The organism is Candidatus Aegiribacteria sp., from assembly GCA_021108435.1.
Classification (GTDB): Bacteria; Fermentibacterota; Fermentibacteria; order Fermentibacterales; family JCC-6; genus Aegiribacteria.
Window position 1 is genome coordinate 1 of record JAIOQY010000025.1, and the last position, 13,250, is coordinate 13,250.

The 13,250-nt window shown below is 50.3% G+C and carries 11 protein-coding genes; 4 read left to right on the plus strand and 7 right to left on the minus strand.

From position 1 onward, the window contains the following. From carB to K8R76_01415, 3 genes are all read right to left on the minus strand, one after another. Positions 1-3,089 (minus strand): carbamoyl-phosphate synthase (glutamine-hydrolyzing) large subunit (gene carB, locus K8R76_01405; protein ID MCD4846828.1); only part of this gene is annotated, 3,089 nt, incomplete at its 3' end. Beyond that, positions 3,082-4,149, minus strand: coding sequence for a glutamine-hydrolyzing carbamoyl-phosphate synthase small subunit (gene carA / locus K8R76_01410; protein ID MCD4846829.1), 1,068 nt, complete (start codon positions 4,147-4,149; stop codon positions 3,082-3,084). The genes carB and carA, both read right to left, overlap by 8 nt. A 282-nt stretch (positions 4,150-4,431) precedes the next feature. Further along, positions 4,432-4,584: a hypothetical protein gene (locus tag K8R76_01415; protein ID MCD4846830.1), complete on the minus strand. Its 153-nt coding sequence runs from the start codon at positions 4,582-4,584 to the stop codon at positions 4,432-4,434. 270 nt (positions 4,585-4,854) lie between these two features. Between K8R76_01415 and K8R76_01420 the strand changes: the two genes are divergently transcribed. The 3 genes from K8R76_01420 (at position 4,855) to K8R76_01430 (ending at position 6,447) form a co-directional block, all read left to right on the plus strand. Beyond that, entirely contained in the window at positions 4,855-5,655 is an 801-nt protein-coding gene (locus K8R76_01420; protein ID MCD4846831.1) for a sulfide-dependent adenosine diphosphate thiazole synthase, read from the plus strand. Positions 5,656-5,839: 184 nt separating this feature from the next. Then, positions 5,840-6,199, plus strand: a complete 360-nt coding sequence (locus tag K8R76_01425; protein ID MCD4846832.1) for an HIT domain-containing protein — start codon at positions 5,840-5,842, stop codon at positions 6,197-6,199. Continuing rightward, complete coding sequence (locus K8R76_01430) at positions 6,199-6,447, plus strand: hypothetical protein (protein MCD4846833.1); 249 nt, start codon at positions 6,199-6,201, stop codon at positions 6,445-6,447. The genes K8R76_01425 and K8R76_01430 overlap by 1 nt, the downstream gene beginning before the upstream one ends. 57 nt (positions 6,448-6,504) lie before the next feature. On the opposite strand, the gene K8R76_01435 is transcribed toward K8R76_01430, so the two are convergent. Then, positions 6,505-8,457: an oligopeptide transporter, OPT family gene (locus K8R76_01435; GenBank protein MCD4846834.1), complete on the minus strand. Its 1,953-nt coding sequence runs from the start codon at positions 8,455-8,457 to the stop codon at positions 6,505-6,507. A gap of 199 nt (positions 8,458-8,656) precedes the next feature. Continuing rightward, positions 8,657-9,310 (minus strand): TetR/AcrR family transcriptional regulator, encoded by a 654-nt coding sequence (locus tag K8R76_01440; GenBank protein MCD4846835.1) that lies wholly within the window; start codon positions 9,308-9,310, stop codon positions 8,657-8,659. A 207-nt stretch (positions 9,311-9,517) separates the two neighbouring features. Between K8R76_01440 and K8R76_01445 the strand changes: the two genes are divergently transcribed. Next, positions 9,518-11,785, plus strand: a complete 2,268-nt coding sequence (locus K8R76_01445) for a TonB-dependent receptor (GenBank protein MCD4846836.1) — start codon at positions 9,518-9,520, stop codon at positions 11,783-11,785. A gap of 161 nt (positions 11,786-11,946) precedes the next feature. On the opposite strand, the gene K8R76_01450 is transcribed toward K8R76_01445, so the two are convergent. Together K8R76_01450 and K8R76_01455 are read right to left on the minus strand one after the other, a co-directional pair. After that, a complete protein-coding gene (locus K8R76_01450) occupies positions 11,947-12,741 on the minus strand; it encodes a DUF3592 domain-containing protein (GenBank protein ID MCD4846837.1) in 795 nt (264 codons plus the stop codon). A 40-nt stretch (positions 12,742-12,781) separates the two neighbouring features. After that, complete coding sequence (locus K8R76_01455) at positions 12,782-12,958, minus strand: hypothetical protein (protein MCD4846838.1); 177 nt, start codon at positions 12,956-12,958, stop codon at positions 12,782-12,784. Positions 12,959-13,250: the final 292 nt, after the last annotated feature.

Consider the following 13,250-nt stretch of genomic DNA (forward strand, 5'->3'; position numbering starts at 1 on the left):
AACAGCGGAACACCGCAGTCGACCGCGGCCCTTCTGATGAGGTAGTCGTTCGAGAGTTCTTCGGACTGATTGTTCTTTGGAACGTTGATGACGAGACCGATCCTTCCGGAACTGATGTATTCAAGACAGTTTGGAGTTTCCTCCTCCAGGGGCCACCTGAGAGTCTCGGCGGCTATGCCGCTGGCTCTTAGTGATCTGGCTGTGCCGGAGGTGGCATAGATCGTAAATCCCATTTTGTCCATCCTGTCGATCACAGGCATCCAGAGGGCTTTCTGCTCCTTCGGACCGGTAGAAACCAGAGCGGTATTCCTGTGAATCACAAAGCCTACGGATCGCATGGCGGAGAGAAGGGCTTCCTCCATGTCTTCTCCAATACAGGCAACCTCTCCTGTCGATGCCATGGCAACACCCATCGCGGGGTCAGCACCTGTCAGACGCTGGAAGGAGAACTGAGCGGCCTTCACTCCGACATGATCCAGGTCGAGTGTGGAACTCTCGACCCTCTCAGTATCGGCACCGAGAATCGCCCTGGTAGCAAGTCCGATGAAATTTCTCCGCAGGACCTTCGATGAAAATGGGAATGTACGTGAAGCTCTCAGGTTGCACTCTATTACCCTTATCCTGTTGTCCTTCGCAAGGAACTGGATATTGAAAGGACCAGTGATGTCCAGGGCTCGGGTGATCTTCCTCGCTGTCTGCCGGACCCTTCGTACTGTCTCGACGTACAGACGCTGGGGAGGAATAACGACAGTCGCGTCTCCGGAATGCACTCCCGCGTTTTCGACGTGCTCACCCATAGCATAGAGGAGTATTTCCCCCCGGGAGGCGACACCATCGAACTCGATCTCTTTCGCCTCCTCGATGAACTTCGAGATAACTACAGGGTAGTCCGGGTTCACTTCGGTTGCTCTGCTCAGGTAGGCGCTGAGGCTCGAATCGTCCCATACCACTGCCATTGCTGCTCCCGATAGCACGTACGAAGGTCTGATCATGACGGGATAACCCACCTTACGGGAGAATTCCATCGCTTCGTCGAGGCTTCCTGCTTCCGCCCACTCCGGCTGATCCACCTCCAGCTCATCTAGAAGCGTTGAGAAGCGGTGCCTGTCCTCTGCCTGATCGATGCTGTCAGGTGGTGTACCGAGGATATTAACACCGGAAGCGTGGAGTCCTGGAGCAAGAGTATTCGGGATCTGTCCTCCCATCGAGACGATTACACCCTCGGGAGGCTCGAAACTGTATATGTCCAGAATCCTCTCCAGACTGAGCTCGTCGAAGTAGAGTCTGTCACAGATATCGTAATCGGTAGAGACCGTTTCCGGGTTGCAGTTCACCATTACAGTTAGGTACCCCAGCTTCCTGGCGGTCTCGACTGCGTTGACACAGCACCAGTCGAACTCGACACTCGATCCTATCCTGTAAGGTCCGCTCCCCAGAACAATGACAGATCCGGCCCTGGATTCAACATCGTTACTCTCTCCCAGATAGGTCATGTAGAGGTAGTTTGTCACCGCGGGATATTCCGCCGCCATTGTATCGATCTGCTTCACCGAAGGCCTGATTCCGTAGCTGAGCCTGAGTTTACGCACTTCTTCCTGGTCCGTTCCCGCGGATATGGCGATCTGATGGTCCGAGAAACCCAGTTTCTTGGCCTTCAGAATGACCTCTGAAGTGAGGTCCTCGGGTGACATTCCCCCGAGTTCGATTGCCTTGCTGACAATCGCTTCAATTCTGTAGAGGAACCAGCGGTCGATGAGGGTCAGCCTGTGTATCTCCTCGAGGTCCATTCCCCGCGATAGGGCTTCACCAACGGCGAATATCCTTCTATGAGTAGGCTCCCTCAGTTCCTTCTCGAGATTCGGGAACTCGAGGCTGTTGCCCACGAGCCCGTTCATTCCGGTCCCGATCATCCTCAGCGCCTTCTGAAGGGTTTCCTCAAAACCGCGTCCGATTGCCATCACCTCTCCGACGCTTTTCATCTGGGAGCCTATCCTGCTGTCGACCCCCCGGAAGCGTTCGAGGTCCCATCTGGGAACTTTAACGACAACATAATCCAGCGAAGGTTCAAAAAAGGCTGATGTGCATCCGGTGACGGTGTTCCTTATCTCTGCGAGAGAGCTGCCCAGGGCTAGCTTCGCTGCTACTGCGGCGAGGGGATATCCGGTAGCTTTGCTTGCAAGGGCCGAAGACCGAGAGAGTCTTGCGTTCACCTCGATCACCCTGTAGTCACTGCTGTCGGGATCGAGAGCGTACTGGATGTTGCATTCCCCCACGATGCCGAGGTGACGTACAGTCCGGATAGCAATCTCTCTGAGTGTATGGTACTCATGGTTGGAGAGTGTCTGGCTGGGCGCTACTACGATGCTTTCGCCTGTGTGTATTCCCATAGGGTCAAGGTTCTCCATATTGCATACTGTCATGCAGTTGTCGAACCGGTCGCGGACAACTTCGTACTCAATTTCCTTCCAGCCTTCGAGGTACTCTTCGATCAGTATCTGCGGAGCGAGTCTGAGGGCATTGCCCGCCAGTTCCCGCAGGCCTTCAGGATCCTGTGCCACACCGCTTCCGAGTCCCCCCAGAGAGAATCCCGACCTGACCATTACCGGATACGAAAGCCTCCTTGCAGCTTCAAGGGCATCCTCGACGGTGAGGCAGGCACTGGAGCCGGCTGTCCGGACATCGATCTCATCCAGAACCGCTACGAAGCGTTCCCTGTCCTCTGTGTTGCGGATGGACTCAACGGGAGTGCCAAGAACCTTTACCCCGAAGCGTTCGAGGATTCCGGAAGCGTCCAGCTCAAGTCCTGTGTTGAGTGCTGTCTGCCCGCCGAACGAAAGAAGGATGCCGTCCGGGCGCTCCTTTTCGATGATCTTAGCCACAGTGTGAGAGTCGACCGGCTGCAGGTAGAGAGTGTCGGCCATCCCGGAGGATGTCTGGACGGTTGCAATATTGGGGTTGACCAGGACGGTTTCCACACCTTCATTTCTGAGTGTCTTGAGAGCCTGTGAGCCCGAGTAGTCGAACTCCCCGGCCTGGCCTATTCGAAGGCCGCCGCTTCCCAGCAGGAGAACTTTCTTTATTTCAGCCACTCCGGACCTCCCCAAGGAAGATGTCGAAGAAATCAATACTGTCACGGGGACCGGGAGCGCCTTCAGGATGGAACTGGACCGCTGAAATCGGCCTGGATCTGTGACGGATACCTTCAACAGTGCTGTCGTTCAGGTTCGTCATCCAGATTTCCCAATCGTCAGACAGGGAGTTCTGATCTATTGCGTATCCATGATTCTGACTGGTTATCCTGCATGTTTCCGATCCTGTCTGAATGACAGGCTGATTCTGAGACCTGTGCCCGTACGGGAGTTTCCATGTCCTGCCCCCGGCCGCAAGCGCAATCAGCTGGCAACCAAGGCATATACCTGATACGGGTACATTTCTGTCGCATTCCAGCAGGGCTCTTATCCGGTCGATTGTGTTTTTCAGAGCAGCAGGATCTCCTGGACCATTCGAGATCAGGAACCCGTCTGCTTCAACCTCTGTGAGATCGTGCTCGAAGGGAAGCACTTCCACGCGGCAGCCCCTGTCGAGAAGCGCGTTCATTATGCTCCTCTTGCAACCGCAGTCCAGAAGACCTATTACGGGACTTCCACCGGGGTTCAGTGTAAATGGTTCTTCCGGGGAAACAAGACTCACTGGATTCCCGATATCGAAATCGAATTCAATGCCAGTTTCCTTTGTGCGGTCGATAATCCTTCCGGGCATCGTTCCCGCCCCGCGCAGCTTTCTGGTCAGCTCTCTGGTGTCGATTCCCTCAAGAGCAGGAACTCCTTCATGTTTTAACCAGTTTCCGAGGCTGCTTTGCGAAGTGTGATGGCTGTACTTCTCGATATGGCTCGAAACAATCAGACCGCTCACCTGTATCTTATCGGATTCGAAGTGCCTGCTTCCAGGAAGGAATTCAGGGACACCATAACTGCCTGCGAGGGGCCATGTCATGACCAGTATCTGCCCTCTGTAGCTTGGATCTGTGAGGCTTTCGGGGTAACCAACCATGCCGGTGCAGAAGACCACTTCACCTATCGTTTCAGTATCAAACCCGAATGCGGAACCCCTGAAGATGGTTCCGTCTGCCAGCTGAAGACATTCCTTCATGCTATCCCCCCGGATTCGAACGGTAATACCGACCTGTGATAAGACATCAGTGGATTACTCAAATTCGAGTGTTTATACGACACTCGGATATCACCGCAACCCCCGGTATTCACTATCGGATTTCAAATGTATCACAGAATCTCCTGACTGCAACATTCAAGTATCGGATGAGTGAAATCAGACACTGGACTTCACGACGTCCCTTATACTTTCGACATACCCGCAGTACTCGGTAACCAGATACTGAATTTCGAAATACCCGGAGTCAGATCTGACAAATTACTATTTTGCAGACAGTCGTCGATCGTCAGTCATCTCATCGCTTTCACATCCCGGACCTTCTTCATGAGAACAGCCAATCTCTGCCGGTATTGGCGGCTGTACGAACGGTTTTGTGCTGATGAATACCTGTCCGGTTTTGCTGGCAATATCCATTCTCTGTGCTCACTTGCAGTGAGTATGAGTTCTAATGATCGCTATCCACCTTGGCTCAAGGGATGAGTGTGCTTTTAGATGCATTAAAAAAAGCATATAGCATTCGCTCAGGTCTTTGACAGGGGTACGTTCCATCAGTATTTATTCCCGGTATAAAATCACAGATGGATAGGCGGCAATGGAGCATTTCCTTAAAGGCGCTCTCTTCCATTGATGAAAACCATCTGAGCAGGATCGAAGGCTGAAGTACTGGCATGAACAGGGAGAGTCATGGAAAAACTTAGCGAAGTAGAGATAAGCAGGGCGATAGTCGATACATTCCTCGGGGGTCTGCTGGACAACCTTGAGGTTGATGTTGCGGTGGCTGGAGGAGGACCTGCCGGGCTTATCGCTGCCCGTGAACTTGCCCTGATGGGGCATAAGGTTGCGGTATTTGACAGAAAGCTCTCCACGGGAGGCGGTATGTGGGGAGGTGGAATGGGTTACAATGTTATTGTGGTTCAGGACGAGGGGAAGAAGATCCTTGAGGAATTGGGAGTCGCCATGAGGGAGTATTCCCCTGGTTATTTCGTAGCCGGCTCCGTGGAGTCTATCTCCACTCTGATCTCTGAGGCCTGCAAGGCCGGTGTTTCTATTTACAACCTTTTCTCGGTCGAGGATGTAATGGTGGACAAAGGCAGAATATGCGGAGTGGTTGTGACGTCCAGTCCAATAGAGATCGCAGACCTCCATGTTGACCCCATCTGTATATCAGCGAAGTATGTGATCGAAGCAACAGGCCACCCCCTGGAAGTGCTTCGGAAAGTGGTAGAGAAAACGGATCTGGTACTCAACACTCCTTCCGGTGGGATTGAGGGGGAGCGGTCCATGAACGCTGATATGGGAGAGAGGGCTCTTGCGGAAAACACGATTGAAATCGTCGATGGAATGTTCGTAACAGGTATGGCGGCCAACGCTGCAATGGGATCTCATAGAATGGGTCCTGTTTTCGGAGGTATGCTTCTTTCAGGCAGACTGGCTGCGGAAAGGATTCATCGGAAATTGAGCGATTTTCCGGAAGCAGCTCTATAGATCACGGATTCCGGGGACAGTATACTCATTTCTTCCAACGAGACTGATTTCCGTTTTCACTTCGTATAATTAAGTTTGAATAATCCGGATTACGTACTTGGATTAAAGGCAGATATCCCATATTTTCTCTTTGATCGGATTCTTGCATCCAAACGAATGTGATTGAACAGATAAGCGAGGTTGAATGAAAGATTATTACTGTGATGAAATAATCTCGAAAAGAACAAAGGTTGATATCGTATATGAAACGGATGAGATCCTGGCGTTTCATCATACGAAACCGTATTTTGAGTTGCATATAGTCATCATTCCAAAGAAACACATTGATTCCCTGTCAACCTTTGACAATGATCCTGTACTTTCCAACGAATTTCTGAAAGCAATTTCATATGTAACAAAGTCAGTTGAAAAAGAATTCGGCGGATGCAGGGTCTCTTCAAACGTTGGAGAGTATCAGACAACAAAACACCTTCACTGGTATGTACATTATGGGAAAAGACTAAGAAATGAAGATGGAAGTCTTATTGAAGAATCAAATGGATAATGAGTAACGGTGCAATAGAACTGAAACCAGACGCAACTCCTGATTTAAGCAAGAACAGTTCTATCAGGTTCTCTCTGATAATCCCTGCTTACCTCTGCCAGGGCAACAGCCTCCATGCGGAAATTCGAGCAGCACGGGGAATGGCACTATTTTCCATTGATTGTACGTGGCCTGTATGCAATGTTCTTTCCGTCAAACGCTTCGAAAAGTTCGCCAGAAAGTACTGGTATAACGATAGAAGTTTCTGATATCATTGTTATCTATGGATAACCAGATACAATGAACACCATACTCTTCATATAGTTTTACACTGTTGAGTCTCTATCGGTATTAACGTTTTTTCCCTTCTTCACCACTCTGGTGTACAGATAGACCGCAAGAATAAGGAAGACCGCGAGACCCGCGATCATGCTTTCCTCAAAGGGACCGCCTACGTTAATTCTATTATCCAGCTTGAAGTATGTGAGCATAGCCACGATCAGACCCACCAGAGCCCCTCCGGCAACCATACCCGAGCTGATGAGCATACCTTTTTCCATTACGCCTTTGTGCCGCTTTGAGTCTTTCGGGAATCTTCTTTGAACAAGCGCCCTGATGGTTCCACCCACAAAGATAGCAAGATTCAGATGGATAGGCAGGTATATTCCCACTCCAAAGGCAAGTACAGAGAGACCGATCAGCCTTGCGCCCAACCCAAGAGCAGCGCCTATAAAGATCAGAGCCCAGGGCAGATTACCATTGAATATCCCCCTGACCACCATGGACATCAGGGTTGCCTGCGGTGCCGGCAGTTCCGGTGTGCCGAATCCGTATGTAGTGTTGAGCATATTCAGCAGAAAACCTATTACAAGAGCAGTAGCCAGTGTTCCAATGATCTCACCGAGCTGCTGGTACCTGGGAGTTGCTCCCAGAAGGAAACCTGTCTTGAGATCCTGCGACATGTCTCCGGCCGCGGCCAGGGCGATGCAGACTATCGCACCCGCACCCATACTTGCCATTATTCCGGCAGTTCCGGAGATGCCTGCGATTCTGACGATGAGAGCTGTAAGCAGGAGGGTTGCTATGGTCATTCCCGAAACAGGATTATTCGAGCTGCCGACCAGACCTACTATCCTGCTTGAAACAGTTACAAAGAAGAAACTGAAAATAACTACTGCCACAGCAGCAAGAACCCTTGCCAGCATGCTGTCTATGGGAAGGATAAAAAGCAGAGCAATCGCGATAATAAGTGAACCGATGATGACCACCGCGCCCGGAAGGTCCTGTTGGGTACGGATATCGATACCTATCCTCTTCAGAGTGAAAGTTCCGAGCACCTTTCTGAAACTGCGAACAATGGTTGGAAGGGCTTCGATGAAACTGGTGATACCTCCAAAGGCTACCGCTCCGGCACCGATGTATCTGATATAGTTATTCCATATATCCCATGGACCCATTTCTGATATGGGTATCTCGGAGGGGAAGATAACGGACGATCCAGCACCGAAGAATTTGATTAGAGGGATTATGCACAACCAGGAGATGATACTGCCGACGAGCATAGCGGTTGATATCCTTATACCGATAATGAATCCCACACCCAGCAGTGATGGAAGGATGTCTACGCCAAGCATCGCGCCTGAAAATCCGCTGATAGCGCACTCGATACTCTCAGGAAATAGCCTGAGACCGTTCTGGGCGAAACGGTACAACCCCGCAATACCCATCGCCGCAAAGAGGGTTCTCGCCGAACTTCCGCCAACTTCTCCCGCTACAAGAACCTCCGCGCAGGCGGTTCCCTCGGGGAAGGGAAGTTTTCCGTGTTCCTGCACTATCACAGCCCGTCTGAGTGGAATCATCATAAGAAGTCCGAGAGTTCCGCCAAGACCGGCCATAAGAGTTACTGTAATCATTTGAGGAGCAAGACCAAGCAGATAAAGAGCAGGGATCGTGAATATCACACCGGCGGCAATAGACTCACCTGCCGAGCCGATGGTCTGTACTATGTTGTTCTCAAGAATGGTTCCCCGTCTGAGAAGTCCTCTGAGGATACCCATCGAGATAACAGCTGCAGGGATGGACGCGGACACTGTCATTCCAACTTTCAAACCAAGATACGCGTTGGCTGCGCCCAGGATCACCGCAAGAAATATTCCGAGTATTATCGCCCTGACAGAAAATTCCTTTATTCTTTTTCCGTCAGGTACATATGGAGGATAGTCCTCACCATCCATGGACTCGTATGCAAGCGGGGAAAGTTTCTTCTTTTCTTCGCTCATGGTTCTCCTCCCATATTTCCTGCTTGACCGGTCATACATAAGTATCGAAGAAGATATCAGGTAAAAGTGAAGCCTTCTCTCCAACCGCCGGAACACTTCATTTTTCCCAATTTTCTAACTGAACTGATGATACTCCCTGCTTCTCTTCCAGGTCAATGGATTCCGTGGCCGGGCCTTTTATTTCACAGTTTTGTGAGGACTATTCACTTCTGAAAGCCTGTTTGCGAACCCGTATGATTTCGCTCTGAATAATATCCGTTATCGTCAGCTCCACATCGAGAAATTGCTTCAGGAGGTTAAGAATGAAGCGGCTTCTTGCCTGTGCTTCAGTGATATCTTTTTCGGTGATTGCCGTGAACAGCTCAGGGATCATGGCTGCTGATATCACTGTGAGCAGCATCTGTCCAAGTGACAGTTTGAGTTTTTCCTTTGTCTGAGAGGAGCGTTCTTCAAGCATTGTTGAAAGCATATCCAGAAGGGAACCCGTCTTTTCCGCGAAAGCCTTTCTTGTTCTTTCTTTTCCCAGCGGGGCGAACAGGTGCGAACGAACAATACCAGGGTATCTCAAGACACCCTCCATCGTAAAATCCAGCAGGCAGTAGATCCTGACAGGAAGGTCCAGCTCCTCTATTTCGAGAATCATCATCCAGTCGCTGAAGACATGTTCCAGTGTCATGTTGAGGGCATGATCAATGAGATTTTCCTTGGAGCCGTAGTAGTAGTTCACGGAGGCGGAGTTGACACCGGCTTTTTCAGCGATGCTGCGGGTGGTGATGCCGCCTACACCCTCAATGTTAAGAATGTCTATTGCGGCAAGGATGATTTTCTTCCTTGTGTCGCCTTTGTCTTCCATAAGCCCTCCAGGTTTGACTCAGCTAAGGTAACCTCTCCGTCGCTTTCCGGCAACCCTGCAGGCATTGACGGATTATCATATTTCAGTATCATAATCACATGATTAAAACATATGATTAAATCATATGATTAGCAAGTATAGACATAATCTCATCGATACATTTAGATAGTCAGGAGAGTACAGATGCGCTTTGGATCAGTATCCTTAATGTTTTTTCAAATAATTGTCATAGCATCAGTTACGTTTGGAGCTGAGCCCACTGGAAGTATCAGAGGCAAGGTGGTATCTCAGAGAACTCAGGATCCGATCGTTGGCGTCTTCGTAATGGTGGACGGTACTTCCTTCGGTGCCATCACCGATGCTTCGGGTATCTTTACGATTACTGATATTCCTGTGGGCGGTTACAACATCAGTGTCACCAGCGTCGGTTACCATTCAAGGGTGAAGACGGATATCATGGTCAGGTCTGAGAGGTCGACCTTTGTAGATTTCTCACTGGAAATTGCGGTCATCCAGGGAGGAATTATCGAGGTCAGGCCCGAGTATTTCGCTGAGGATGATATCCAGCCAACAAGCCGAATGGAGTTTGCGGGGGAACAGATCCGGCGGACTCCAGGTTCAGCCGGTGATGTAACTCGCGTAATTGCCGGACTGCCATCCGTCGCGAAGGTGGACGATCAGTACAACGGTCTGGCCGTACGCGGTGGCAACCCTCTGGAGAATGGCTTCTACATAGATGATATTGAGATCGCGAATATTAACCACTTCCCCCGTCAGGGGACTTCCGGCGGTGGTCTCGGCATGGTTAACGTTGATCTGCTGGAGGATGTCCGGTTCTCAGCGGGGGGATTTTCCTCTGCATACGGAGACAGGCTTTCCTCTATAATGGAACTGAAACTAAGAGAAGGCAACAGGGAGGAGTTCAACGGGCAGATTGATTTCAGTATGTCAGGATTTGGTGTGGTAGGCGAGGGGCCGCTTGATAGGGGCAGGGGAACCTGGCTGGCTTCTGCAAGAAGGTCATATGTGGACCTCCTGGTGGAAATATCGGACATTGATGCGGTACCGATCTATTCCGACTTCCAGGCAAAGGTGAACTATGACCTGACTCCGGCTCACCGGTTGTCAATTATCAGTGCAGGGGCAAGTGATTATGTTGATTATACGTTTAAGCAGGCTTACGAGGATGGTAATACGAATTTCGGGATAACGGATAACTGGAATATCGCTACCGGTCTGGGTTGGAGATGGCTCTGGGAGGGAGAGGGCTATTCGAATACGACAGTATCCTTCCAGGGGACAAAATACAGGGGAGACTATTGGGAGACACTTTCCGGAAACGTGCAGGCGGCGCAGAATTCAATTGAAAAAGCTCTTCAGTTCCGTAATGTCAATACATGGCAGATTTCACCTGTAATTACGATGGAGTTCGGGTTAGACGGTAAATACAGGTTCGACAGATTCGATAACTTCTATGCCGCTGATACCAATTACAGCGGTGAGCCTATACCTGCCGTTTCGATAAGGAAGGATCAAAGCACAATTCAGGGAGGAATCTTCACTACCTGCTCATACTTGGTGATGCCTGCACTGACACTCTCCTTCGGCGCAAGGATGGACTGCAACGATTTCACTGACAGGTGCTCTCTGTCACCAAGAGGATCGGCCAGGTGGGAACCAGTAGAAGGGACTGTGATAAGCGGTGCTGCCGGGATTTACAGACAGACACTTTCAACGGAGCTGCTTTCCAGAAACGCGGAAAATTCTGATCTGGAAGACCCCACCTGCTGTCATGCTGTTGTGGGGCTGAGGCAACTGCTGACCGATGATACCCGCCTGGTGGTGGAAGCGTACATGAAACAATACGAAAATTTCCCGTACGATCCGTCACAGCCTGGTTACTTCGTACTGGACGGCCTGAGCAGCGAGCAGGACCTTTACGCATTTGAAAACCTGGTCTCCGGAGCTGAAGCCCGTGCCACCGGCATAGAGGTTACACTGCAGAAGCGTCTGGTGAGCGGTTTATACGGGCTGTTAGCGGGATCATACTCCGTGTCCGAGTACCGCAGTCCAGGAGAGGAATGGAGGAACCGGATCTTCGACAACAGGTGGATCTGCACCCTCGAGGGCGGCTACAGACTGGACCGGAACTGGGAGTTCAGCTGCAGGTGGATGTTTGCAGGGGGGAGGCCGTACACTCCTCTTGACCTTGCTGCAAGCGAGGAGTTCAACAGGACCATCCTGGATGAAACAAGGATCAATGCAGAGAGATATCCAGCCTACCATTCTTTGAACATCCGCGTGGACAGAAGATTCCACTTCTCCGGATCGAGTCTTATCTGTTATGCTTCCGTATGGAATGTTTATAACCGGAGGAACGTTACAGCAACCTACTGGAACCAGATAGAAAGGAAGGAGGATTACATCCACCAATGGGGAATGATGCCCATTCTGGGGGTGGAGTTCGAGTTCTGATAGATCCCGGGGCCGGGCCTGACATTTATTTGATAAACAGTACTGCGACTGGAGAAGCTGGGAAATGAAAATCCTTCCCGGAAGGCTCGAATTATCCAGTGTTGGCTCCCGGATTCCTGATGATCCTGAAAACTGGGTGTAGCAGGAGAGGCTACGAAATACTAAATTCTTCTTAATGTGTATACAGCAAACAGCAAGGTGCAGAATCCTCCGATGATGAGGATTATAATCCCGGAAGTATATGTGAGTTCAGTTCCCGGTGAGTCACCTCGAATCAGTACGGACTGTCCGGGATCCTGCGGATCGTAAAATACTTCTGCGTCTTTTCCTTCTGGATATCTGGCAATAATAGCTTCGTGTTGACCCAAATCATCATTTGCGTAACGGTCGTCGGCAAAGATTCTGTCGGAGTAGTATCGTTGACCGTCAACTACATAGGTATAGTGTACTACAGGGGAGTACAGGATAGGTCCTGACCCTCCGGACGTCCTGCCGTCAATACCCATGGATCCGCCTCCACGGCTTCCAGTTGAACCTCCTGTGGTGGCAAAAGGACCGGTTATGTTAGAGCCCCTTGAGGTACCGACTTCTGATTCAATGACAGTGCCGTATGTTACCGACCACGTTGTGGTCGCTTCATCTGCCTGTTTCAAATTCTTTCCGATTACTAATATTCCCGTGCCGGCTGCAAGAAGAAAAATCCCCAAAACGAGTAGAGTGCAGAACGATCGGGTGCGCTTTACGGATTTCCAGAACAGGGATAGCTCCTCAAAGCTGTTTTCTTCCAGTATAGATTCAAGCTCGTACCTGATTTTTAAATCAAAATCTATCTGATCCAATACCGGCCCGAAGACAGCCATAGCTGCATCCACATCAACGGGGCTTTTATCCAGCAGTGGTTTTACACGCTCAAGCGGTTCGAACTTGAGTTTCCTGCTGATTCTGAAAATACCCATGGAATTAGAACCTCTCTTGTTTAACGTATCATCAGATCATTTATGATTTAATGCCATTCCTGCGGCGGGTTTTCACGATCAGTTCCAGCCAGCTTGATTCAGGAGTACGCATCCATGAGTTCGAAACGAGAATGACCTTTAAACCGTATCGTTTTGCGACCCGGAATATTTCCTGTTTGACCGGGCATGCATCAGCATCGACAAAGATGTCAAGCAAAAGCGAAACCTTCTCTCCAACCACAGGAATACTTGATTCCCCGCCAGTTTAATTACAGGATCTGATGATACTGCCTCCCTCTCTTCCAGGTCAATGTCATGGACGGCGCATGACTGACCCCTGATATTTTACCGGGGCCGGGGCTAACATTTAAACATTTCCGGAACACCTGCATGAAAGAAGAGGATAAACCATGACAGGACATATTCTTTGTACAGTGCTCCTGATTGGAATAGCCGGGGCAACCACCCTCAGGGTAGGGGAAGGTGAGCAGTTCGCAACTCCACAGCAG

Coding starts and splice junctions, on each gene's coding strand:
- carA (MCD4846829.1), bottom strand. CDS start 4,149: ATGAAGGAATGTCTTCAGCTGGCAGACGGAACCATCTTCAGGGGTTCC.
- K8R76_01415 (MCD4846830.1), bottom strand. CDS start 4,584: ATGGATATTGCCAGCAAAACCGGACAGGTATTCATCAGCACAAAACCG.
- K8R76_01420 (MCD4846831.1), top strand. CDS start 4,855: ATGGAAAAACTTAGCGAAGTAGAGATAAGCAGGGCGATAGTCGATACA.
- K8R76_01425 (MCD4846832.1), top strand. CDS start 5,840: ATGAAAGATTATTACTGTGATGAAATAATCTCGAAAAGAACAAAGGTT.
- K8R76_01430 (MCD4846833.1), top strand. CDS start 6,199: ATGAGTAACGGTGCAATAGAACTGAAACCAGACGCAACTCCTGATTTA.
- K8R76_01435 (MCD4846834.1), bottom strand. CDS start 8,457: ATGAGCGAAGAAAAGAAGAAACTTTCCCCGCTTGCATACGAGTCCATG.
- K8R76_01440 (MCD4846835.1), bottom strand. CDS start 9,310: ATGGAAGACAAAGGCGACACAAGGAAGAAAATCATCCTTGCCGCAATA.
- K8R76_01445 (MCD4846836.1), top strand. CDS start 9,518: ATGTTTTTTCAAATAATTGTCATAGCATCAGTTACGTTTGGAGCTGAG.
- K8R76_01450 (MCD4846837.1), bottom strand. CDS start 12,741: ATGGGTATTTTCAGAATCAGCAGGAAACTCAAGTTCGAACCGCTTGAG.